Raw genomic sequence first — 23,565 nt, forward strand, 5'->3', positions numbered from 1 at the left:
TTTACTAAATATCACCATCTGATATGGCCCTGGATATTACGATTTTCTGTATCTCAGAAGTGCCTTCATAAATTTGCGTCAATTTAGCATCACGCATCAGGCGCTCCACATGATATTCTTTCACATAGCCATAACCACCATGTATCTGCACGGCCTCAGTAGTTACCTGCATGGCCATATCGGCGGTGAATTGCTTAGCCATGGCACTGGCAATGCCATAAGGAAGGCCTTGGTCTTTCAGCCAGGCCGCTTTTAAGCACAGAAAACGAGCCGCTTCAATTTGTGTGGCCATATCCGACAGCTTAAAGGCAATAGCCTGGTGCTTAATAATTTCCTTTCCAAAGGTTTGGCGTTCTTTGGCGTATTTTACAGCTAATTCCCAGGCGCCTGAGGCTATGCCAAGAGCCTGAGAAGCAATCCCTATGCGCCCTCCTTCAAGGGATTTCATAGCAAGTTTGAAACCAAAGCCATCGTCACCTATACGGTTTTCTTTTGGGACTTTTACATCGGTAAACTGGACGGAATGGGTATCCGAGCTGCGCATTCCCATTTTATTCTCGTGCGGGCCTATGCTGATGCCCTCAGAATGGCGATCCACGATTAAGGCATTAATGCCACGGTGCCCTTTGCTGCGATCGGTTTGAGCAAAGAGTAAATAGGTGGAGGCCGTATTGCCATTTGTTATCCAGTTTTTAACGCCATTAACCAGGTAATGATCGCCCATGTCAATGGCAGAAGTCTGCTGAGCGGTAGCATCCGACCCGGCACCGGGCTCGGATAGCAGGAATGCACCTGTTTGATCGCCACGGGCTAATGGTTTGAGATATTTTTCTTTTTGATCGTCTGTGCCATATTTTTCAATACCATAACACACCAGGGAATTGTTTACCGATATTATTACACCTACAGAGGAATCTACTTTGGAGAGTTCTTCTATGGCCAGTACATACGACACCGTATCCATACCGCTGCCATCATATTTGGGAGAAACCAGCATGCCCAGAAAACCCAGCTCGGCCAGGTTGCGGATATGCTCAGTGGGATAAATCGCTTTTTCATCGCGTTCAATGACATCTTTGATAAGCTCCCGCTGAGCATAATCTCTGGCGGCCTGCTGAATCATCAATTGCTCTTCTGATAATTGGAAATTCATATTCGAGGATTTAGGGAGTTTTTATTATTGTTGACTAGCCTGTTTTCTTAAATATCATGCAAACCACCGTTTTGTCATTGCCACCCATATTAATGGTCATGCCAAAGGGTTTTTCCCTGGGGATATGGATCTGTGCCTTACCGGCCTGATGGCTTAATTGCTCCCAGATGGTAACGGTCTGATGGACTCCTGTGGCGCCTGTTGGATGCCCCCAACCTATTAATCCGCCTGTTGTATTAAAGGGGATTGACCCATGGCGGGCGGTATTGCCCCTCGCAACAAATTCAGCCCCTTTGCCCTTTTCGGCAAAACCAATGGCTTCAGTAGCAAGCAATCCGGTTATGGTGAAGCAATCGTGTGTTTCAACCGTGGCCAGTTGCTCCTTTTGGATCCCCGCCATCTTAAAAGCCTTCTGTACGGCTATTTTTGTTGTGGTCAGCTCATTGAGGTCAACAGGATCTTCCATAATGTTTTCTTCAAGCTGCGAAAAGCCCACCAATTCCACGGCTTCTGAAGCCGGGATTCCAACTTTTTTCAGCCCTTCTTCAGATACGATGGCTATTGCGGATGCTCCGTCAGACACCTTGGAGCAATCGGCATAGTTTAGGTGATCAACAAAACGCCGGCCGTTGGGAGGCATCATCCCCACTTTAAGCAGATCGGGATTTTTATTTTCAAATTCCTGGGCGGTTTCACATAAACGGGCGTTTTCAATACAGTTGGCATACCATTGAGCCATCCCTTTGCGGGTATAGTCCTCGCCATAGGTGCGGGCGTAACTGCCGGCACGGTCGCTAAACTCGCCCGGGAAAAAGTAGGCATGGCCATTTTTACGTTTTTTGTAATAACCCGCAAGTGCCAGGTGATCGGCGCCATACATGGCCTTTACTGAGTTTTGAACTTCTACTCCAAGGGCTAAGACCACATCGGCAGTACCCGCCAAAATAGATTTGATCCCGGTTATCATGGCCAATCCGCCTGAAGCACAGGCACCTTCGACACGGATTGCTGGTTTATAACGCAGGTGTTTATCAATGGAAGGTATAAACGCGGCCAGATGGGCCTGGTTATTAAAGCGGGAGGCCATAAAATTACCTACCACGCTCTCGTCCACATTCTGCCCGCCCCCAATTTTCTTTAAGGTTGCCCGGCCGGCTTCCTGCATATAATATTCCGGGCCCGGGCGGTCTTTCCTGGGATTAAACTCTTTTCGCCCGGTACCCAGGGATATGGTATTGTAACCGGCTACCAGATATACTTTTTTTTGCATCATGGGATTTTGATATAATCGTTAACCGGACCATATAAATGGAAAAACCCATTGATCATGACCGTATTTACATGTTCTGTAGTGCCAGTTACACCTGTGGTGCATAATTTTTCCCCGATTTCTTTCATGGCCGCCATATAGCTTTGGGCCAGTTCGGCTCCCATGCTTTTTTCGTGCATAAGGTGGCTAAAGAATTCGCTAAGATGTTGTTGTGCTTCTTTTGACTGGCTTAGCTGCTTCCAGTTGTAACCTTCTGTTTGTATGGCTAATAAATCTAACGCCTTAGCATTGATTGGCTCCAGGTCAAGGTATTTTCCGCTTTCCAGGTCGAAGATGGCAACAGCCGCTCCTGTGTCATACCTGAAAATCCCGTCCTTCTGCGAACCATCATTATTCTGGCCGCCTTTGATGCCCTTCTTCAACAGCTCGTTAAGTAAAGGCGAATAAAGCTTTTCATCCAGATGATTGCTCATTACCTTCATGATAAAAGTGCAAACGTCGATACCAACATAGTCGATTAACTGAAAAATCCCCATTGGCCGGATTAATAGTTTCCGGCTCACCCAATCCACGGTGGCCAAGGCTTCTGCGGCACTCATCGTATCTTTTAGCCGAATGTATTGTTGTTCGGCATAAAGGATGTCGCGCATAAAGAAACCATTACCAATAAATCCGGCAACATCATTGGATGGAACAATGGTTTTTCCCATTTCTTTAGCAAATCCGTAAACTAATTTGCGCAATTCAGGATTTCCACCCTTCACTTCTATTACTTCTATTAATTTCTGAACAGCAGGAGGATTGTAAAAATGGCAACCAATTATCTGGCCATTCAGGCCGGCTTTCTGGTTGAGGATATAAATTGGAATGGAGCTGGTATTGCTTAAAAAGAAGGGTTGATTCGGATTATTGCCCGCTATCTGTTTTAACACATTAGATTTAATGTTTTCGTCTTCGACGATAGCTTCAAAGATAAGGCCTGACTGATAAGCAGATTCAATATTAACAGAGGGTTTTACCAGCGCGAGGGCCTCGAACACAAAGGTGTCGATGATGTCCTTATTGTCAATTAGATGAGGCCTGTTGTAATACATCTTGCGCAGCCATATAATGTTTTTTTCGGCCCACTTTAGCACTTGTTTTTTTAAGTATATATGTAAACCGTCCAGCCTTTCGTAGCTGGTATCGATGGCATGAATTACAAAAGTCTGCCCTAAATAGTCGGGGTGGTGCATCATACGGGCCGAATGCAGTACATTAAGGAGCAAAATACCGCTTCCCATTTTGCCGGCGGCTCCAAGGACACTGATGTTTTTGTATCTGTCTAATGTATTCATGAAGAATAAATTAATAAATTACCATTTGGCTTGCCTTTTCTCAAGAAAGGCTAACATGCCCTCCTTCGCTTCGGTGTTGAATAAACTCCCGAAAACCGTATTTTCCTTTTTTATGCCTGCGTCAATTCCATGATGTAAGCCTTCCTGTACCACCCCCTTCAAGGCTTTGCAGGCCGATGGCCCTTTAGTGGCAATAAGATCTGCTATTTTCATGGTTTCGTTCATTAGTTCATCGTCAGGAACGATCTGTTGAACCAGGCCCATTCGTTGGGCATCGTAAGCATCAAACATGTGAGCTGTAAATAAATAGAAGCGCGCATTGTTAGCTCCTATAGCTCTTACCAATCGTTGTGTGCCGGCAAATCCCGGTATAAGGCCAAGGTTTACTTCGGGCGCACTGAATTTGGCTTTATCAGAAGCTACCAGGAAATCACAGGCTAATGCGGTTTCCAAACCTCCCCCGAGTGCAAATCCATTGATGGCCCCAATAAAGGGAATAGTCATATTTTCTATGCGCCGGAAAGTGTCCTGACCTGTTTTGGAGAATTCTTTGGCTTCTTTTTCTGTTTTACCTTTCATCTCGGCAATATCAGCACCGGCTATAAAGGCTTTTCCTTTACCTGTTAGTACAACCACTCTGATGTGATCGGATTTTTCGATTTTGTTTAACAAGGCATTGAGTTCCGCGAAGACTTCACTATTAAGTGCGTTGAGGGCATGAGATCTTGAGAATGTAATAATGGCGGTGCTGTTGTTTTCAAAATAAGTCAGGTGTTGCATTGTTTTTTCTTTTGTGTGTTATTAAATATAGGTAAAATAGATAAAGACCGCAAACTCTCAAAAGAAATACCTTTCCAATTCGCACATTAAAAATTCCAGACTTAGATGGGGTTGCGGCACTGGTTTCCGGGATGCCCTGAAAATTCAACGATTTTAGCTGCATATCCTCGCTTAATTCTTGTATTACAGTGGCTTGTTGTGATATCCTTTCCGCTTTTTCTTACATGTAATTGTTATTTAAAAAATAAGTTAAGGTTAAGAAAAACGAAAAAAAGGGTTGACCAGAAACTACATTGGTAAGGGAGCAAAGTTGTAAGGCTTTTACATTGTGAAAGTAAACGTTGATTTGGACAGTGCAATAGAGTATTTACATGCGCAAAAAGGCAAAAGTACTTTAGTTTCGAGTTTCTCAGAATGAAACGGTCCGATGAGTTTGGCACGACACATACTTGCTACATGCGCATAAAAAAAGCAAGGCGAATCCGCCTTGCTTTTCTTCAAACTGTATAAAATTAACGGTGACTTTAGGCTTAAAAATATTACAATTATAGATAGTTTAAATTTCTTCAGCTATAACTTTGAGCGACTCTCATTATCACAGTGGAATTTATTTATGCTTTAAATGATAATTTGATTAAACCCTCGTACATTATTCGAATCAAGAGTTAAATTGTTAAAGTAATAATAGCCGCAGCATGCGAACTGTATGCGTGAATTATTAAATCTTTGGTAGGTCTGACTTTGCTGGCTTTTATAATATCAGCGTTCTCAATCGGCCTGTGGAATATTGCTTCCAGAGGCTGTTGAACCCGCATACTGCGGTTGAAAACAATTCATTAGCAGCCTTTATTCTTTGCTTGATTTAGTCGGCGATCCCGGTTGCAACCTTCTCCGAGCGTTTGCCCGAACAGGTTATTATGGGTATGGTATCCATCGGGCACTGGCTCAAACAACAGACCTCTGGCCGATTTGCCGTTACAAGTATTTCTACCATTCCGTTATAATCAGCGCTCATTATGCTTTTTGCTCCGCGGTAGGCATCTCACTAATAATTTACCACAGAAATGCCTATCTCATGTCAATCACATCCACTTCGGGGTGGGCATTTGGGTCAAAAACAAACATGTTATCATCCATAGCGATGTTGGGTACCAACTCTTTTATTGCAATAGTATAATTATTGCCATCTTTGCTCACCTGCTTTATTTGGTGTAATTGCATATCGTCCTTTTTAACCTCCAGATTAATGCGCGAATACGGTTTGTCGCGTTTAATGGGAAACAAGTCTATAGAATGTACGGCTACACCGTTACTGACTTTTTCGCCCATATAGGCATATTTAAATCCGGATTGATAAATGGTAAAAATGGTAGCCGGGTTGAGTGAATCTTCGTCGTCAGGATCCGGTTCGTCCACATTAACCTCTTCTACATCAATCATATGTGTCCATAGTGTTTTCCCATCGAAATAGGTGTCCACATCCATTAAATGGGCTTTGTATTTGTCGCCTTTAATAGCGATGGTTCCCTGGTACTCCTCCTTTATATCCTCTTGCAGGTTTTCGAGACTAAACGAAAAATCGGCTTTTATGGTGGTATACGTTTTAGTTTTGGCCGTTACCTTATCTAATATTTCTTTGGCTTTCTCGGAATTTTGGGCAAATGCAAAACCCGGTATCAGGCACAGTAATACAAGTAATTTCTTCATTATTTATTAATTAGTTAAAACTATATTATAAAGTATGCTGATGCTGTTTTCAAAAACAGTACCAAAAAAAGCTTATATCCATTTATATGGTAAAATCATCATTGCAATCCTTTAAGCAGGTGTTGCAGCGATACTTCGTCAGGAATTAACACCTGACGGGCTTTGCTGCCCTCAAAGGGGCCTACCACACCAGCTACTTCCAGCTGATCTATGATTCGTCCGGCACGGTTGTAGCCTATCGAGAATCGGCGCTGAATTAACGAGGTGGAACCGCTTTGATTGGCTACAACCACTTGAGCCGCTTCTTCAAAAAAGGCATCCTTGTTGCTCATATCTACTTCGCCGGCTTCACTGCTTGAGGTGTCGCCAATGTACTCGGGCAACAAAAAGGCACTGGGATAACCTTTTTGCGACCCAATAAAATCGTTTATCTGTTCTACTTCCGGGGTGTCTACAAAAGCGCACTGTACACGTACCAAATCACTACCTTGGGTAATCAACATATCGCCTCGTCCAATGAGTTGGTTGGCACCGGGCGAGTCAAGTATGGTACGTGAGTCGATCATAGAAGCTACTTTAAACGCCACCCTGGTGGGGAAGTTGGCTTTTATTACACCGGTAATGATGTTGGTGCTGGGGCGTTGTGTTGCAACAATCATGTGTATTCCAACGGCACGTGCCAACTGCGCAATACGGGCTATGGGCATCTCCACCTCCTTGCCTGCGGTCATAATAAGGTCGGCAAACTCATCGATGATCACTATAATGTAGGGTAAAAAACGATGTCCTTTTTCCGGGTTAAGCGAGCGTTTCACAAATTTGTGGTTGTATTCTTTTACATTACGGGCATGTGCTTTTTTCAGCAGGTCGTAACGTGCATCCATTTCAATGGTGAGTGAATTGAGTGTGGTTACCACTTTGGCCACATCAGTTATAATGGCTTCATCCTCCTCATCGGGCAACTTGGCCAAAAAGTGACGTTCTATTTTGCTGTAAATATTTAGCTCTACCTTTTTAGGATCTACCAGTACAAATTTTATCTGTGAGGGATGTTTTTTGTACAGCAAAGAAGTTATTATAGCATTTAGCCCTACTGATTTACCCTGCCCCGTAGCTCCGGCCACCAGCATATGCGGTGCTTTAGCCAAATCGATGACAAAGGTTTCGTTGGCAATGGTTTTGCCCAGTGCAATGGGGAGTTCGAATTTAGTGGTCTGGAATTTTTTTGATGAGATTATTGTTTTCATCGACACTATTTCGGGCTCGCTATTGGGCACCTCTATACCTATGGTGCCTTTGCCAGGCATGGGAGCAATGATACGTATTCCCAATGCAGCAAGTGAGAGGGCAATATCATCTTCCAGATTTTTAATTTTAGAGATGCGTACGCCGGGTGCAGGCACTATTTCGTACAAAGTAACAGTGGGGCCAACAGTGGCCTTGATGCTTTTTATCTCAATTTTATAATCGTTGAGGGTATTTACAATCTTATCCTTGTTAGAGTTCAGCTCTTCGTCAGTAACGGGTTCGTTGCCCATGTGGTGATCCTCCAGTAAATCAATCGACGGCAACTGGTAGGATGAAAGGTCGAGCGTTGGGTCATAATCGCCCAAGGGTCTGTTGTCCTTGACCTCGAACCCTTCGTCATCTTCTTGGTTTTTTTCTATGATAAATTCTCCGTCGTCCTCGCTTGCCATTGCATCCGGGTTTGGTGTAGCGTCCATTTCAATGGGGCCCTTATCTTTTAAAGTAGTAGGCGCTGTTGCAGCAGTGGGTGCTTCCACTTCCAGTTCCAGGCTTTTTTCTACTTTGACTTCTTCTTTTATCGCCACTTCGCTTTCCCATTGTGCTTCCTTAACTTGTGTATCCGGTGTAACTTCGTTAGTTAAAACTGTTTGCTTTTGTTGGGATGTTTTGGTTTTATCGCTTTTGGCCATAAACGGCTTTTTAATAAGTGGGATAAAGCCATCAAAAGTAAAAGTGAGATAGGTGATTAAAGTAAAAAATAAAAACAAAACAACACCTACGTTTCCTATCGCCGAAATGAGCCATGTGCTTGTAAAGTAACCCATTTGGCCACCCAGCAATATATAATGATCGTTAACGGCGTTGATAAAAATATAGCCCAAAAAAATAGATGTCCATACAGCAATAAAAAAACTATGCAAAAGAGTTTTTCGTAGCGGGAGTAAAGTGACTTTTAATAACCTAAAGGCAAGTACCATTAGCACCAGTACAATGGTTAAAGCCGCAACGCCAATGCCCGAATTAATAAACAAATCGGCAAAATAGGCGCCCAGCTTGCCTGTTCGGTTTTGTACGTTAATGTCGGAATTAAATATAAATTCAAAAAAATTGATATTAAACTGACTATGATCGGCCCCACCAGTAAAGATAAACGAAACAAAGGCTACCAATAAAAATATGGAATAAGCGATTAAAAATAGTCCAAAGAAGAACCGTACTTTAAAATCGTTCATTTTGTTTCGGAATTCCGAAATCAGCTGGCGTTTAGTTTTAGTTTTAGGTCGTTTTGTTTTTACTCCCATTTTTAATTTTGTTAATGACAAGGCGTTTGAATGAATGCAAAATTAGTAAATGTAGTGGCCATTTTAATGCTTAAAGCCAATTCTTTTATAACGATTTTACATGCGGTGTAGTATAAAGAGAAGGGGCAGAAGCGAATAGTCTTTGCAATAAACAGCCAGATGCGGCATAGGCTCGTTTGAGAACAGACCTTGCTTAATATGGCGAATAAAAAGGAATCACTTAAAGTTATTAATCAAGGTTAGTATCATGCCTTCAATTTCCTTTTCGGAGGTGTGTTTTGCTCCATCCGGTAATTCAAATTCCGATTCTTCGGGTGGGATAAAATCAATGTTTTGGGCGGTGAAATGGAAGCGTACGCCATTGTAGTTTACAAAAAATTCCATTAATACTCCGGGTATCTTATCAAACGGCGTATTACGATTTGGCATATTTAAGTTGATACTTTTAGTATAAAAAACGGAGAAAGTCTCCTTGCCCGGATAATTTATTGTGGCTTCTAAACAGGGTACTCCTGCAATATCCTTGGTTGGCCCATCAATGAGCTTAATGATGGGCTCGTTAGCTTTATCGAAGAAAAAAAAGTTGGATTCACTGGAACCCATATCGAGCAAATGGTTATCCATAAAACGGAAAATGGTTGCGCAAGAGTCACTGGGGGACAATGAATAAAAATCGAGCGAAAAAATATTGAAACTTCCTTTGAAGCTATAGCGCCGCATATTGTCGTTAAATCGTAGTATTAGTTCTCCGGGCATTAGGTTGCTTGTGGGTGATTCGGATATTTCCTCAGGATAATGAATACGGTAAGTTATTTCTCCGGCGTTTGGGAAATCACTTCGTTGGGAGCTGTTTGCACAGGCTTGCAACAATATAAGAAGTATAATTATATAGCTAATGAACCGCATGTCGGCTTTTGTAATGGATCGTGACAAACTAATAACCCTTTCATGTTCTGCTACAAAAGTAGGAATAATTATTAAACTAGTCTGTAGCGTTGATACCTGATTAATCGGATTCGGTCAAAAATATCTCTGCCATCATGCAGCGGGCGCTTCCACCACCTACCGTTTCGATGGTATTGATGGGTAAGGGAAAGGGTTCGCAAAAGTTTTCAAGGGTTTGGCGCTGCGTATCGCTTAAGGCATTAAAAGCACTTTCCGACATTACCAGAAGCTCTGAACCATCTTGGGTCAGAACAGAGAGCATGTTACCTGCAAAATGAACGACTTGTTCCAGACTCACTTCAATTATTTCGTGTCCGCTTTGTTCCAGAGATTTTATTACAGTGTCGCGCTCCTCTTTGTTTTTAATGCTTTGTAAACAAACAACCGCAAAATGTTCGCTAACGCACATCATTACATTGGTGTGGTATATCTCTTGTCCAAACTCGTCGGTAGCAGTAAAAATTACCGGGGTGTAATCGATGATTTTACAAAGGGCATGTACGACTTCTTTATGGGTACGTAACGACAAACCTGCATAGGCAATTTTATTGATATGGTCGTACACGACACTCCCGGTACCTTCCAGATATTTTTCCTCGTTTTCATATTTCGATAGGTCGATCACTTTGGATACTACAAAGTCTTCTTTTATCTGTTCCAGTATTTCCGGACGTTTTTCAAGTCTGCGATTTGGGGCTGCCACCGGATACAAGATTACGGTTCCATCGGCATGGAACGAAGCCCAGTTGTTAGGGAATACAGCATCAGGTTTGGTTGGTTCTAATGTGTCCTCAACAATAGTAAGGTTTACACCCCTGGCCTTGAGTTGCTCTGCAAAATGGTCGAACTCCAACACTGCTTTGTCGTGCACAAGCTTCGCGCTCAAATCTACTTTGTTTTGAAAAGCATTAGACTCCGCGGTTTGCGCATTATAATTGAATCTGGCCGGACGAACCATTAATATATGAGAAGTAGACTGTTTCATGCGGTAAGTTATTTTGTAATTTTAAGGCTGGCGTAAGATTAAAAAACGGATGCAATAAAAAGATGATAAAAGTTATAAGCGATAAAATCATACACAGGGAAGTGGGGTGTTGGAATAAAAATATTTCTATTATTTGGGAGTAATCTATAGTTAATAAACGGTTATTGTATGTTGTAATAATTGACAAAAAAAGCCCGTTGGTGTATACCTACGGGCTTTTGTTTTTATTTTTCTGGGTTTAAATCAAGCCTCTGTCTTTTAATAAGGCTTTTTCGTCGGGTTCGGCTCCTCTAAACTTTTTGTAGAGTATCATAGGATCCTCTGTGCCTCCTCTTTCCAATATGTTTTTACGGAATTTAGTGGCCGTTTCCTGGTCAAATATCCCGTTTTCTCTAAAAGCCTGGAAGGCATCTGAATCCAGTATGGCCGACCAGATGTATGCGTAATATCCGGCTGAATATCCACCCGAAAAAATATGATTAAAATAGGTGCTTCTATATCGCGAAACTATTTCTGGTATCAAGTTCATTCTGGTAAATGATTCCTGTTCAAAGGTATTGGGATTTGTTTGTAAAGCTTGCGTTAAGGTATGGTAGTCCATATCTAAAATGGCAGCTGCCAGATACTCCGTAGTAATAAACCCTTGATTAAATTTGGCACTGTTCTGAATTTTTACAATCAGCTCATCCGGGATAACTTCTCCTGTTTGGTAATGCTTTCCATACACCCTTAAAAGTTCGGGCCGGGCAGCCCAATGCTCCATTATTTGCGATGGTAATTCAACAAAATCGCGGGGCACGGCAGTTCCTGACAAAGATGCGTACTGACAGTTTGAAAGTAGTCCGTGCAGTGCGTGTCCAAACTCATGAAACAGCGTAGAAACTTCATCAAAGCTCAATAGGGCAGGCGTATCCTTAGTGGCACTGGTAAAATTGCAAACCATGGTAATGATGGGTGTAACCGCCCGGCCGTTGATCACCTGTTGTTTTCGGTACGAATTCATCCAGGCGCCGCCCCGTTTGCTGGCGCGGGGATGGAAATCCATAAAAAGAACGCCCACATGCGTGCCGTCTGCTTCTTTTACCTCAAACGAAATGGCATCGGGATGAGGAATGGGTAAGTCATCCCTTTTTTCAAATTGTAAACCGTAAAGCTGGTTGGCGGTATAAAGAATCCCGTCCACCACATTTTTCAATTCAAAATACGGACGTATGTCGCTTTCGTCTAAATCGAATTTTTGTTTTTTTACCTTTTCAGAATAATACCACCAATCCCAGGGTTCTAATTTAAAACCACCCCCCTCGGCATCAATTATTTTTTGCATGTCGGCCAGTTCCTGTTGGGCAACTTTAAGCGATTTTTCCATTAAAAAGGCCAATTTTTCATTTACGGTCTCAGGTGTTTTGGCCATGTTTTTTTCCAGGATAAAAGCTGCATGGTTGTCGTAACCCAGCAGTTGTGCCCGTTTTAAACGTAACGAAACGATTTTTTTTATGTTGTCGTTGTTGTCGTATTCGTTGCCGTTATCGCCCCTGTTGATATAAGCTTTAAATAATTTTTCCCGTAATGCTCTGTTCGATGAGTTTTGCAGAAAAGGAGTAATGCTGGGGCGCTGTGTTGTAAATGCCCATTTGTCCTTGTAGCCTTTTTCCTGGGCGGTTTTGGCGGCAGCATCTATTTGTCCTTTCGTTAATCCGGCCAAATCGGCTTCCTTATCCACAATCATCACATAATCGTTGGTTTCGTTTAATACGTTGTCGCCAAATTTTAAAGTTAATAAGGCCAGCTCTTCGTTAATTTTTCTGAATTCGTCTTTCGATTCGGCAGGCAGATTGGCTCCCCCCCGCACAAAAGCTTCATATTTTTTTTCGAGTAGCATGGCCTGTTCGGCCGTAAGCTCCAGCTCATTTTTTTTATCATAGAGCACTTTGATGCGCCCAAACAAGTCTTCATTCAAGTAGATGTCGTCATTTTGTTTGGATAGCATGGGAGCTATTTCTTTTGCAATTTCTTTTAGCTCATCGTTAGTGTTGGCTCCCGTAAGGTTATAAAACACATTGCTCACTTTAGTTAATAAAGGGCGACTATACTCCAGGGCTTCTACCGTATTCTCAAAGGTTGGTTCTTCAGAATTTTCAACAATTTTTTTAATATTCTCCTGTTGTTCTTTTATGCCTGCTTCAAAAGCAGGGAGGTAATGAACCGATTTAATTTTATTGAATGGCGCAATACCGAAAGGAGTTTCGTATTCGCTAAAAAAAGGATTGGTATTCATTTCGTTATCTGTTTTACAAGCGCTCATACCTAAAAGGAGCGCAAATAAAAGTAAAATAGTTTGTTTGTGCATAGCGTTAATGTTTTTAATTATTTGGATACAAAACTATAAAATGTTTGGGTATAATTAAAGAAAAATTTCTTTAATCGTTTGTAATACAATGTGTTTCCTTTTGGGTAGTCCATAAAATATTGATAATTAAAACGTCACAGGAATAATTTATGTTGTAAAACAACCTTTTTTTAAGTCTGTATGGCCGCTTAGGTCATTTTTTAGTTCTATTTTTGTGGCTCGAAATTACTCATCGTATATAAATAAAATAATTAGATATGAAACCATCGCACATTGAACACATCGGAATTGCCGTAAAAAGTTTGGATGAGGCCATCCCATTTTATGAAAAAGTTTTTGGATTAGCGTGTTACGCTGTTGAAGAAGTGGCGGAGCAAAAGGTAAAGACCGCCTTTTTTAAGGTAGGCCAAACAAAAATTGAGCTATTGGAATCAACAGACCCCGAAGGGCCGGTAGGAAAATTCATCGAGAAAAAAGGGGAAGGCGTTCATCATATTGCTTTTGCAGTGAACGATTTGGCACAAAAACTCACCGCCGTTCAGGAGGCAGGTGTAAGGGTTATAGATAAAACACCGCGCAAAGGAGCCGAGGGCTTAAATATCGGGTTTCTGCATCCTAAGTCAACTTTTGGTGTGCTAACCGAGCTTTGTGAAGATCCATCTAAATAATTAATTGTACAATTTATATTTTATTATTCATGTCAAGTCAAGATAAAATTAAAAAACTGATTGACCTCAGAACGGAAGCCAAATTAGGGGGAGGTCAAAAACGTATAGATGCGCAACACGCCAAAGGAAAAATGACAGCACGCGAACGAATTGAGGCACTTGTTGACGAAGGGAGCTTTGAGGAGTTTGATATGTTTGTAACCCACCGTTGCGTAAACTTCGGGATGGAGAAAAACAAGTTTTTGGGCGATGGGGTTGTAACCGGCCATGGCACTATCGACGGCAGAGTAGTTTATCTTTTTTCGCAAGATTTTACTGTTTTGGGAGGCTCGTTGTCCGAAACCTTTGCAATGAAAATATGTAAAGTGATGGATATGGCGATGCGTGTGGGTGCCCCCGTTATTGGCATAAATGATAGTGGCGGGGCACGTATACAGGAAGGGGTAACTTCATTGGCGGGTTATGCCGAAATTTTTCAACGTAACATCGAAGCCTCAGGTGTGATACCACAGATATCGGCTATTTTTGGCCCTTGTGCCGGGGGGGCGGTTTATTCACCGGCGCTCACCGATTTTATTATGATGACGGAAAACACCAGTTACATGTTTGTGACCGGGCCTAAGGTGGTAAAAACGGTTACAGGAGAAGATATTACTACCGAAGATTTGGGGGGTGCTAACATACATGCATCTAAATCGGGTGTTGCTCATTTTAAGCTGGAGAATGAAGAGGAAGGTTTGCTGCTCATCAGGAAGCTGCTTTCGTACCTTCCACAGAACAACCTGGAAGAGCCACCTGTGTTGGATGTTACCGATCCTATCGACAGGTTGGATGATGCTTTAAATACCATTATACCCGACAACCCCAACAAACCTTACGACATGAAAGAAGTGATTTATGCCATGTCGGATCACAACGAGTTTTTGGAGGTGCACCGTAATTATGCCAAAAACATAATCGTAGGTTTTGTACGTATGGGCGGTATGTCGGTGGGTGTGGTTGCCAATCAACCCAGCTTCCTGGCGGGTGTGCTCGATTGCGATGCCTCCCGGAAAGCAGCTCGCTTTGTGCGTTTTTGCGATGCTTTTAATATCCCTATCCTTACCTTAGTAGATGTGCCAGGATTTTTACCCGGCAGTGGACAAGAGTATGCAGGTATTATTACGCACGGTGCCAAATTGATGTTTGCCTTTGGCGAAGCTACAGTGCCAAAAATTACCGTTACCTTGCGTAAATCGTACGGAGGAGCACACGATGTGATGAGCTGTAAGCAATTGAGAGGCGACTTGAACTATGCCTGGCCTACTGCCGAAATTGCCGTTATGGGTGCAAAAGGTGCAATCGAAGTACTCGAAGGCAGAGCCATGTCGAAAATAGAAGATCCTGAAGAGAAGGCCAAATATGCAGCCGAGAAAATTGAAGAATATACCGAGCAGTTTGCCAACCCTTACCAGGCGGCTTCCTACGGGTATATCGATGATGTAATAGAGCCCAAGAACTCACGTTTCCGTATCATCAGAGGCTTCCAAAGCTTACAAACTAAAAAGCTGAGTTTGCCACCTAAAAAGCACGGAAATATTCCATTATAACCGTAATAGTGCGCAATCGATAATTTAAGGATAGAAGCATGATTTTTTTATTTGTTAATGACGCAACCTGGACCATTACCCTTTTAGGATGGGCCATCGTATTATTGGCACTGGTGTTTTTAATGGGTATCTTTTTGCTGGTACCCAAAGTAATCAAATGGGGTGTCAAACGAAGTTTACGAAGCAAGGGTAAGACTGAAATTATCGATCATCATCTGAATATTTCGGGCGAAACCAATGCGGCTATAGCAACAGCACTTCACCTGTATTTTAATCAAATACACGATGAGGAGAGCAACGTGATAACGATTAAGCGAGTGCGCCGCAGGTACTCGCCCTGGAGTTCCAAGCTGTACGGAATGAATAATATGGGTTTTAGAAGATAGAATTTTAAATAACAAAGATGAAGAAGTTTGAATTTACCATTGCCGGCAACCGCTACGATGTAGTGGTTAAAGACTTCGAGGATGCCATAGCTACCGTGCAGGTGAACGGTACTACCTATGAGGTAGAAGTTCATCGGGAAGTAAAAAGATCAAAAACGCCTAAGTTAGTGCGCAGTACCGTGGTGCCGGAGTCCGGGGAGGGTGCCGTGCCGCAAAAGGCAACAGGTGCCGGAGCTGCCAGGGCACCGCTGCCGGGCAATATTATTAGTATAGATGTGGCCGTTGGCGATACCGTTGCCAGGGGTGATGTTTTAATAGTAATGGAAGCCATGAAGATGGAAAATAACGTATTGGCCGAAAAAAGCGGTGTGGTAAAGGCCATCAAAGTGGCACTTGGCGATGCTGTTCTTCAAAACGATATTTTAATTGAGTTTGAATAACATAAAACCGACACGGCTGCTGCTAATCTAAAACCGTAGGTGCGGAGGATTGACCAATGCCGTAGTCGCGTTTTGCTATATTGTTAAATGTATGAGAAAAGCTATAACCATTTTTGCCATGCTGGCGGTGGTGTTTTGTCTTCAAATATTCTTTGGGATAAGCGCTTCAGCTATACAAACAACTTCTGCAGAAGCGGCGGACGGAACCCTTAACGGGCTGCAGACTTTATGGAACTCTACCGGATTTGCCAACCTCGAATATCTCAATCTATTAATGATTGGCATTGGGTTGTTTTTTATATTCCTGGGTATTAAATACGATTATGAACCACTTTTGCTTGTGCCTATTGGGGTTGGTATTATACTTGGGAACGTGCCGGGTGCACAGGCTTTTGGGGTTTATGCGCAAGAGTATTTGCAGTCGTTAGTGGCTCAAGGTGAGATTAAAGCAAGTGATGCCGTTCCCTCGGTGCTTGAGTATCTCTATTTTGGAGTAACCCGTGGTATTTATCCTCCACTTATTTTTTTGGGTATTGGAGCTATGACAGACTTTTCGTCCCTGATTTCCAATCCTAAGTTAATGATATTGGGAGCAGCTGCCCAGGTAGGTATATTTGCCACTTTTTTGGGTGCTTCGGCGCTTGGTTTTACGCCTCAGGAAGCTGGAGCCATCGGTATTATTGGTGGTGCCGACGGACCTACAGCTATTTTCTTGTCGTCGAAACTGGCACCTCAACTCATGGGAGCCATTGCTATTGCAGCCTATTCGTATATGGCACTTGTGCCTGTTATTCAGCCGCCCATCATGCGACTAATTATACCCAAACGCGAGCGCACCATCAAAATGCGTCCGCCACGCGCGGTTTCTAAGTTAGAGAAAGTGCTGTTTCCGCTGATAGGTATGCTGCTTACAACTTTTATTGCTCCCTCGGCTCTTCCCTTATTGGGTATGCTGTTTTTTGGTAATCTGTTAAAGGAATCCGGTGTTACCGAACGTTTGGCTGATACGGCGCGCAACTCCTTGATAAACATTGTAACTATTCTGCTGGGGCTTACTGTTGGTGCCTCAACACAGGCCAATGTGTTTTTAACTTCCGATTCGTTAAAGATATTTGCGCTGGGTGCACTTTCATTTATGGTGGCTACCGCTGGAGGGCTGCTTTTTGCCAGATTTATGAATCTGTTTTTAAAGAAGGAAAATAAATTAAATCCGCTTATTGGAGCGGCCGGTGTATCTGCTGTGCCCGATTCGGCCAGAGTGGTGCAAATGGAAGGTTTAAAATCCGACCCCAATAACCATCTACTCATGCATGCCATGGCACCTAATGTATCGGGAGTAATTGGTTCGGCAGTGGCTGCCGGTATCCTGCTTAGCTTTTTGCTGTAAAACATAAAGTGGATCAATCGTGCTAAAATTAAGACTGCTTCAGCCGGAGCGGTCTTTTTTTGTATTAAAATCCTTTTGTTTATCTTTGATAGACGCAGGTGTGGGACTACCATTCTTAACAGCATCGATAAAAACAAATATTATGAAAGATTTAAAAAAGAAACATTGCGTTCCTTGCGAGGGAGAAGCAGAACCGCTGAACAGCCTTCAAATTAATGATTATATAAAAAACATTTCGCCGGAATGGAAAGTGATCGACAACAAAAAAATAAGACGAGAGTTTACTTTAAAAGATTTTAAAGGATCCATGGCTTTTATTAATACGATAGCGCCTATAGCCGAAGAGGAGGATCATCATCCCGATATTCATGTTTATTATAAAGAGGTGATTATAGAACTTACAACCCATGCCATAGGCGGCCTTTCGGAAAATGATTTTATTCTAGCCGCAAAAATCGATGATGTGGATGTGTCAGGGTTGTAGTAATTGCTTTTGCAGTTATGAATGTAACTTCTTAACCTTTAGGTAGAAAAAAAATCGGGTAAAAGCTTCGTTGTAAATAATCAAGCTATTATATTCGTAATTTAAAACTCATACAAAAACAATAAATGCGTAAAAAGAATAAGGAGAGCTTGCCTGAGCCTTTCAGGCTTGAAAGCTGGCTGATCCAAAGAGCAAATAGCTTGTTTTATTTACTTTTAGCAGTATTTGTAGTTTTTAGCTTTTTGTATTTTAACGTTAAGCCTAGCATAGCCGGCGACGATTCGTCCTACATTATCCGGGGCATTAATTTTCTCGAGTCCGGAATCTTTCCAACCTATCAGGGGCCTGTTTATCCTCTTCTTTTATCGCTAATCATTCTTCTTGCGGGGATGAATCTGCTCGTTCTTAAACTGAGTTCTTTGGTTTTTATGGTGGGTTTTATTATTGTTTTTTATCGTACTTTTAAAGAGAAGGTATCATATACGGCGCTCTTTTATACCATGGCTATTCTAAGTGTCAGTCATTTATTTCTCTTTTTTTCGAGCCAAACATTTTCCGAAGCACTTTTTCTTTTGCTTCAGGCGGGTTTGTTTTATCTGCTTTTTAAGGGCATGTCACTAAACGAAGGTGGATGGCTACCCTCAAAAAAGGAGTTGGCATTTATACTGCTGGTAGCGTTGTGTTGTGTGTTGTTGTTTTTAACCCGCACCATAGGTTTTGGAGCATTGTTGGCCACGGTGCTGTTTTTTATGGTAGAACGAAAATTTAAAAGAGCCCTGTATGTAACGGTTTTTTTTGTGGCCTTGCTGAGTGCATTTTTTACCCTGCGCTCCCAAATTTGGGAAGTACCTGTGAGCTCCGGTGAGCAGTCGTCGCAATTGATGAGTAAAAATCCATACGACAGTAGTGAAGGTAAAGAAGACTTTTTGGGTTTTGTTGCCCGATTTAAAGATAACTCCAACCTATATCTGTCCAAGCATTTGATGCGTATCATCGGCTTTAGGTCCGATAGCATAAATACAGTAAAGCCCCCCATCAGTTTTGCACTGTACTTGCTTTTTATATTCGGATTTTTACGCTTTGCCCAAAAAAATAAATACTTGTATTTTACTTCGGTTTATCTCGCCATTATGCTCGGCATTACTTTTTTTTCGTTGCAAAAAATATGGGATCAATACAGGCTCATTATCCCTTTTGTACCACTCATGTTAGTTGTGTTGGTTCAGATTTTGGTTGATATGAGCAAAGTAAAACACTTTGTATTTATACGAAAAGTATTGCCGGTGGTACTTCTATTATCTGTAGTGCTTACCTTTGGTAAAGGTGTAAAAAGTATGGATATACCTACCTTAGCCAAAAACATAAAAGGCGACATGCTGGCGGGCTATACTCCGGATTGGGTAAGTTATTTGCAAATGGCTGAATATTGCCACGATAATTTGAGTGAACAACAAGTGGTGGCTTGTCGTAAGCCCAACCTGGCTCGTATTTACGGAAAGGGGAAGAAGTTTCATGGAATTTACCGTATTCCGTCAAACGATCCCGACGAACTGATTCAATACCTGAAAGAAAGGAATATTAGCCACATAATATTGGGTAGCTTACGAAAAAATCCTAAACAGTTTACCGGTCAAACCATCAATACCATTCAACGTTTTATGGCTATAATATTTAAAAAATACCCTAAAACCTTTAAGTTGGTGCATAAATTTGGCAATCAGGAACCCGCCTACCTCTACGAAATTCATTACCCTGACTTTGAAACAGAAACGAACAAACAATAAACATGACGCCGTACAGCAACCTGGAAATTCAAAAATATTGGGATAATTTTTCCGAACGATGGGCAAAATATCGTAAAAGAAGATCGTACTACTGGAATTCAATATCAAAATATTGTAATTATTTTATTCATCCCAACAGCAGTATTCTGGAAGTAGGTTGCGGACATGGTGATTTGTTAAATACAATCAAGGGCAAGGATAAGACGGGAATAGATTTTTCGGCTAAGATGATTGAGGCCGGTAGAGGCCGTTTTCCGCATATTGAATTTCATCAAATGGCTGCCGAAGATATCACTTTACAAAAGCAATATGATGTTATTATTTTGTCAAATATTATTGGTGTACTCCCTGATGTACAGTCGGTTTTTGTGCAGTTGAGCAAGGTGTCGCACGATAAAACCCGCGTTATCGTAACCTATTACAATCGCATGTGGGAGCCCTTTATACGGCTGGCAGAGTTTATGGGTATAAAACGGAAGTCACCTAAACAAAACTGGCTATCGTGTTCCGACATACAAAACCTTCTTTATCTATCGGGCTTTGAATCGTATAAAGAAAGCAGAAATATGTTTTTGCCCTACTACGTGCCCTTGCTATCTACCTTTCTAAACCGCTTTGTGAGTCGTCTACCCTTGTTCAACAGAATGGGTTTAAGCCAGTTTATTTTTGCGCGCCCCATACCGGAAACAATGGCAACTCATCAGCTAAGTCAGAAATATAGCACCTCTATTATTATTCCGGCTCGAAACGAAAGTGGAAATATTGAAGATGCCATCCGTAGGATCCCCCAATTTGGCAAGAGCATTGAAATAATTTATGTTGAAGGAAATTCAACAGACGACACGTGGGAAACCATACAGGCAGTACAAAAAAAATATGCACATTCGCATAATATTAAAATAATGCAACAAGAAGGCAAGGGCAAAGGAGATGCCGTGCGCAAGGGTTTTGAAGCAGCAAGTGGGGATATTTTAATGATTCTGGATGCCGATCTGACTGTTCCTCCCGAAGATTTATCTAAATTTTACAACGCCATTGCCATGGGAAAAGGCGAGTTTATAAATGGGGTTAGGCTCGTATATCCTATGGAAAAGAATGCCATGCGCCCTTTGAATACAGTTGGGAATCATTTTTTCAGTAAGTTTTTTACCTATATCCTGGAGCGACCCATCAAAGATACGCTATGTGGTACTAAAGTAATGCTAAAATCGGATTATGAAAAGTTGGCCGCCAATCGTAAGTTTTTTGGTGAATTTGATCCTTTCGGCGATTTTGACCTGTTATTTGGTGCCTACAAACTCAACCTTAAAATTATTGATTTACCCATAAGGTATAGGGAGCGAAAGTACGGTGATACTAATATTAGTAGATTTAGACATGGTGTTATTTTATTGCGCATGTCGATGTTTGCGACCTATAAAATCAAGTTTTGGTAATAGTGCTTTGCGAACTAAAGGGTTTTGTGCAACTTTGGCATCAACAATATTTGGCATACACATTGTAACCTCAGAATTTAATTAATAAGAGTATGAAACGTATCGCGATTTTTCCAGGGTCGTTCGATCCTTTTACCATAGGGCATCACAACATTGTTCAAAGAGCGGTATATCTGTTCGACGAGTTGGTTATAGGTATTGGCTTTAATGCAAAAAAACAAGATTTTTATCCGGTAGATAAACGCATAGAGTGGATTAGTTACCTTTTTGAAGATCAGCCTAAAATAAGGGTTGAGAAATTTGAAGGCCTAACAGTTGATTTTGCCAAGAGCCAAGGAGCCGGTTTTATTCTTCGGGGTATCCGCACTTCGGCGGATTTTGAGTACGAAAGAGCCATTGCGCAGGTAAACAAAGCCATGTCGGGTGTCGAATCTGTTTTCTTGCTCACAACGCCCGAACATACGCCTGTCAATTCAACTATTGTCAGAGATATTATTCGCCATAAGGGAGATGCGGGTTTATTCATCCCCGAAAAGATAAGAGAAAAAGTAAAGGAGTACAGGAGATAGCATATGCGAATATTTTTACTGATTATTTTCATGGCTGCAATAAAAAGTGTTGCAGGCGAAAACAAGGAGGTTACGCTATGGGGAAATGCACCCGAGTATTCAACTATGCGCTTAACCATTGAGCGGCAAAGTAATTATATTACCCGTAATTTTGAGGATGTTGAAACCTTTTCGGTAGATCCTAAAGGGAATTTTAGTGTTACTTTTTCCGTAGAGGAAATAGCTAAAATATATATGCCCTTAGGTCAAATGCGCGGATACATGTATGTGGAGCCGGGCAGAACTTATTTACTTACCCTGCCTTTGTATCGTCCTTTACGGCCTGAAGATAAATTCAATCCTTTTTTTGAACCCGAAACGGTAGTGTTGGGTATTCAAAATAACTTTCCCGGCGAAATCAATAAAAAAACCGTTGCCTTTGAAGAGAAATATAATTATCTGTTCAGCAAAGATATTAAACGTATTGTGCTAACAGGCAATAAAAAAGATCTTTTTAAGATTATTGACCAAACCGAGGCAGCCTTTCCGGCCGAGAAAGGAACGTGGTTTTATTATTACAAACATTTTAAATATCAGAATATTTACGAATATGCCTACTCTGATAAACCAAGGGAGGTAATTTATAATGGTTTTTCTTCTATTCCGGTGCAGTATAATCTGGATACCTATTGGGCTTCCTTTAACAAGCAATTTGGTAATTTTTTTCATTACTATTTTTCTACAAAGGAAGGTCAAAGCTTTAAGGAAACCTGGAATACATCTGAATCTTTCCAGCTACTTACGGCAACCCTGCGAAAGGATACACTTTTTAAGAACAGGGAATTAGCTGAATTGATACTGTTGAAAAATCTTTATGCCGGGTTTTATGGCACCACCTATTCCAAGCTTAAAATTACGAACATCGTTAAAACGGCCAAAAACAATTGCGCTAACGTACAAAATAATAAAATTGCAAGCGACATATTTGATAAAATTACCAAACTGAATGTAGGAGAATCGCCACCTAACTTTGAGTTGTCTGATCTTAGCGGAACAAAAACCCTTTTATTAGAAAATTATAGGGGTAAATTTGTATACCTTAATTTTGCGAACACAAAAAATTATGCCTGTAAAAAAGATTTTCAGGTCTTAGAGCAGATGGCCGAAATGTACAAAAAAGACATGTATATTGTTACGGTACTCACCGATGAAGATCCGGACGAAGCAATGGCTTATGTAAAAAATAATAATTTAAGTTGGGATTTCCTGCATTTTGGACAAAATGCCAAGGTGCTTCTGGATTACAATATTAAAGCATTGCCTACCTATTATTTAATTAATCCTGAAGGTATTATGTCGCTTTCGCCGGCGCCGGCTCCCGAGGAGAATTTTGCCCTGGTTTTTGCCGAGGTATATAATAATTACCGTCGAAAGCAGCTTCGAAAGAATAGACCAAATACCAGAACTATTTATGATTTATAGCTTTAGCTTATTTAAGTCAAAGCAAGGTGTGCTGTATTGGGTGGGTTAATTAAATGTAAAATAGCTTTTAATGGTATTTTAAGGTTTGCTTGCGTAAATAATTAAATAATTATCCTTATTGGACAAAAAATACCAAAATGCTATGTAATCACATTTTTTTTGGTTTCATTTACAACGATATTATTTGTCTCCAATTAATTAACCTGTGGAGGTTAATTATGAAGAGCGATTATTTACCCTAAAGTTAATTTCGGGTTCACAAATTTGCAATTGGCGGGTTCATTCACT

The 23,565-nt window shown here is 41.4% G+C and carries 19 protein-coding genes; 10 read left to right on the plus strand and 9 right to left on the minus strand.

Annotated features, from left to right (window positions below):
* Window positions 1-4 precede the first annotated feature (4 nt).
* The 9 genes from FN809_RS05160 to FN809_RS05200 all read right to left on the minus strand — a co-directional run bounded on the left by FN809_RS05160 (window position 5) and on the right by FN809_RS05200 (window position 13,073).
* A complete protein-coding gene (locus FN809_RS05160) occupies window positions 5-1,153 on the minus strand; it encodes an acyl-CoA dehydrogenase family protein (protein ID WP_142532431.1) in 1,149 nt (382 codons plus the stop codon).
* 34 nt (window positions 1,154-1,187) lie between these two features.
* Window positions 1,188-2,426 (minus strand): thiolase C-terminal domain-containing protein, encoded by a 1,239-nt coding sequence (locus tag FN809_RS05165; RefSeq protein ID WP_221929367.1) that lies wholly within the window; start codon window positions 2,424-2,426, stop codon window positions 1,188-1,190.
* A complete protein-coding gene (locus FN809_RS05170) occupies window positions 2,423-3,760 on the minus strand; it encodes a 3-hydroxyacyl-CoA dehydrogenase family protein (protein WP_142532432.1) in 1,338 nt (445 codons plus the stop codon). The genes FN809_RS05165 and FN809_RS05170 overlap by 4 nt, the downstream gene beginning before the upstream one ends.
* Window positions 3,761-3,778: 18 nt before the next feature.
* A complete protein-coding gene (locus FN809_RS05175) occupies window positions 3,779-4,540 on the minus strand; it encodes an enoyl-CoA hydratase/isomerase family protein (RefSeq protein ID WP_142532433.1) in 762 nt (253 codons plus the stop codon).
* Between the two features lie 1,068 nt (window positions 4,541-5,608).
* Complete coding sequence (locus tag FN809_RS05180) at window positions 5,609-6,247, minus strand: LolA family protein (RefSeq protein WP_142532434.1); 639 nt, start codon at window positions 6,245-6,247, stop codon at window positions 5,609-5,611.
* Window positions 6,248-6,345: 98 nt separating this feature from the next.
* Window positions 6,346-8,796: an FtsK/SpoIIIE family DNA translocase gene (locus FN809_RS05185; protein WP_142532435.1), complete on the minus strand. Its 2,451-nt coding sequence runs from the start codon at window positions 8,794-8,796 to the stop codon at window positions 6,346-6,348.
* Between the two features lie 216 nt (window positions 8,797-9,012).
* Window positions 9,013-9,702, minus strand: coding sequence for a hypothetical protein (locus FN809_RS05190; protein ID WP_142532436.1), 690 nt, complete (start codon window positions 9,700-9,702; stop codon window positions 9,013-9,015).
* A gap of 100 nt (window positions 9,703-9,802) precedes the next feature.
* Complete coding sequence (gene ctlX / locus FN809_RS05195) at window positions 9,803-10,726, minus strand: citrulline utilization hydrolase CtlX (RefSeq protein ID WP_142532437.1); 924 nt, start codon at window positions 10,724-10,726, stop codon at window positions 9,803-9,805.
* A gap of 238 nt (window positions 10,727-10,964) precedes the next feature.
* The gene (locus FN809_RS05200; RefSeq protein ID WP_142532438.1) at window positions 10,965-13,073 is read right to left on the minus strand and encodes a M3 family metallopeptidase; all 2,109 of its coding nucleotides are present in this window, start codon (window positions 13,071-13,073) and stop codon (window positions 10,965-10,967) included.
* A 257-nt stretch (window positions 13,074-13,330) separates the two neighbouring features.
* On the opposite strand from FN809_RS05200, the gene mce reads away from it, so the two are divergent.
* The 10 genes from mce (at window position 13,331) to FN809_RS05250 (ending at window position 23,277) form a co-directional block, all read left to right on the plus strand.
* A complete protein-coding gene (gene mce, locus FN809_RS05205; RefSeq protein WP_142532439.1) occupies window positions 13,331-13,741 on the plus strand; it encodes a methylmalonyl-CoA epimerase in 411 nt (136 codons plus the stop codon).
* Between the two features lie 29 nt (window positions 13,742-13,770).
* The gene (locus tag FN809_RS05210) at window positions 13,771-15,330 is read left to right on the plus strand and encodes an acyl-CoA carboxylase subunit beta (protein WP_142532440.1); all 1,560 of its coding nucleotides are present in this window, start codon (window positions 13,771-13,773) and stop codon (window positions 15,328-15,330) included.
* Between the two features lie 38 nt (window positions 15,331-15,368).
* Window positions 15,369-15,716: an OadG family protein gene (locus tag FN809_RS05215; RefSeq protein WP_142532441.1), complete on the plus strand. Its 348-nt coding sequence runs from the start codon at window positions 15,369-15,371 to the stop codon at window positions 15,714-15,716.
* A 17-nt stretch (window positions 15,717-15,733) separates the two neighbouring features.
* Window positions 15,734-16,156 (plus strand): biotin/lipoyl-containing protein, encoded by a 423-nt coding sequence (locus tag FN809_RS05220; protein ID WP_142532442.1) that lies wholly within the window; start codon window positions 15,734-15,736, stop codon window positions 16,154-16,156.
* Between the two features lie 91 nt (window positions 16,157-16,247).
* Window positions 16,248-17,543, plus strand: coding sequence for a sodium ion-translocating decarboxylase subunit beta (locus FN809_RS05225; RefSeq protein ID WP_142532443.1), 1,296 nt, complete (start codon window positions 16,248-16,250; stop codon window positions 17,541-17,543).
* Between the two features lie 142 nt (window positions 17,544-17,685).
* Entirely contained in the window at window positions 17,686-18,027 is a 342-nt protein-coding gene (locus FN809_RS05230; protein ID WP_142532444.1) for a 4a-hydroxytetrahydrobiopterin dehydratase, read from the plus strand.
* Window positions 18,028-18,152: 125 nt separating this feature from the next.
* The gene (locus FN809_RS05235; RefSeq protein ID WP_142532445.1) at window positions 18,153-19,811 is read left to right on the plus strand and encodes a glycosyltransferase family 39 protein; all 1,659 of its coding nucleotides are present in this window, start codon (window positions 18,153-18,155) and stop codon (window positions 19,809-19,811) included.
* Window positions 19,812-19,813: 2 nt separating this feature from the next.
* Window positions 19,814-21,247 (plus strand): glycosyltransferase, encoded by a 1,434-nt coding sequence (locus tag FN809_RS05240; RefSeq protein ID WP_142532446.1) that lies wholly within the window; start codon window positions 19,814-19,816, stop codon window positions 21,245-21,247.
* A gap of 92 nt (window positions 21,248-21,339) precedes the next feature.
* Complete coding sequence (coaD, locus tag FN809_RS05245) at window positions 21,340-21,816, plus strand: pantetheine-phosphate adenylyltransferase (protein ID WP_142532447.1); 477 nt, start codon at window positions 21,340-21,342, stop codon at window positions 21,814-21,816.
* A gap of 30 nt (window positions 21,817-21,846) precedes the next feature.
* Window positions 21,847-23,277, plus strand: a complete 1,431-nt coding sequence (locus tag FN809_RS05250) for a TlpA family protein disulfide reductase (RefSeq protein WP_185957457.1) — start codon at window positions 21,847-21,849, stop codon at window positions 23,275-23,277.
* Window positions 23,278-23,565: the final 288 nt, after the last annotated feature.

This window comes from Saccharicrinis carchari (assembly GCF_900182605.1).
Classification (GTDB): domain Bacteria; phylum Bacteroidota; class Bacteroidia; order Bacteroidales; family Marinilabiliaceae; genus Saccharicrinis; species Saccharicrinis carchari.

What these genes read in the sequence shown, in the direction of transcription:
- FN809_RS05160 (WP_142532431.1), bottom strand. Translation starts at nt 1,153, where the DNA reads ATGAATTTCCAATTATCAGAAGAGCAATTGATGATTCAGCAGGCCGCC.
- FN809_RS05165 (WP_221929367.1), bottom strand. Translation starts at nt 2,426, where the DNA reads ATGATGCAAAAAAAAGTATATCTGGTAGCCGGTTACAATACCATATCC.
- FN809_RS05170 (WP_142532432.1), bottom strand. Translation starts at nt 3,760, where the DNA reads ATGAATACATTAGACAGATACAAAAACATCAGTGTCCTTGGAGCCGCC.
- FN809_RS05175 (WP_142532433.1), bottom strand. Translation starts at nt 4,540, where the DNA reads ATGCAACACCTGACTTATTTTGAAAACAACAGCACCGCCATTATTACA.
- FN809_RS05180 (WP_142532434.1), bottom strand. Translation starts at nt 6,247, where the DNA reads ATGAAGAAATTACTTGTATTACTGTGCCTGATACCGGGTTTTGCATTT.
- FN809_RS05185 (WP_142532435.1), bottom strand. Translation starts at nt 8,796, where the DNA reads ATGGGAGTAAAAACAAAACGACCTAAAACTAAAACTAAACGCCAGCTG.
- FN809_RS05190 (WP_142532436.1), bottom strand. Translation starts at nt 9,702, where the DNA reads ATGCGGTTCATTAGCTATATAATTATACTTCTTATATTGTTGCAAGCC.
- ctlX (WP_142532437.1), bottom strand. Translation starts at nt 10,726, where the DNA reads ATGAAACAGTCTACTTCTCATATATTAATGGTTCGTCCGGCCAGATTC.
- FN809_RS05200 (WP_142532438.1), bottom strand. Translation starts at nt 13,073, where the DNA reads ATGCACAAACAAACTATTTTACTTTTATTTGCGCTCCTTTTAGGTATG.
- mce (WP_142532439.1), top strand. Translation starts at nt 13,331, where the DNA reads ATGAAACCATCGCACATTGAACACATCGGAATTGCCGTAAAAAGTTTG.
- FN809_RS05210 (WP_142532440.1), top strand. Translation starts at nt 13,771, where the DNA reads ATGTCAAGTCAAGATAAAATTAAAAAACTGATTGACCTCAGAACGGAA.
- FN809_RS05215 (WP_142532441.1), top strand. Translation starts at nt 15,369, where the DNA reads ATGATTTTTTTATTTGTTAATGACGCAACCTGGACCATTACCCTTTTA.
- FN809_RS05220 (WP_142532442.1), top strand. Translation starts at nt 15,734, where the DNA reads ATGAAGAAGTTTGAATTTACCATTGCCGGCAACCGCTACGATGTAGTG.
- FN809_RS05225 (WP_142532443.1), top strand. Translation starts at nt 16,248, where the DNA reads ATGAGAAAAGCTATAACCATTTTTGCCATGCTGGCGGTGGTGTTTTGT.
- FN809_RS05230 (WP_142532444.1), top strand. Translation starts at nt 17,686, where the DNA reads ATGAAAGATTTAAAAAAGAAACATTGCGTTCCTTGCGAGGGAGAAGCA.
- FN809_RS05235 (WP_142532445.1), top strand. Translation starts at nt 18,153, where the DNA reads ATGCGTAAAAAGAATAAGGAGAGCTTGCCTGAGCCTTTCAGGCTTGAA.
- FN809_RS05240 (WP_142532446.1), top strand. Translation starts at nt 19,814, where the DNA reads ATGACGCCGTACAGCAACCTGGAAATTCAAAAATATTGGGATAATTTT.
- coaD (WP_142532447.1), top strand. Translation starts at nt 21,340, where the DNA reads ATGAAACGTATCGCGATTTTTCCAGGGTCGTTCGATCCTTTTACCATA.
- FN809_RS05250 (WP_185957457.1), top strand. Translation starts at nt 21,847, where the DNA reads ATGGCTGCAATAAAAAGTGTTGCAGGCGAAAACAAGGAGGTTACGCTA.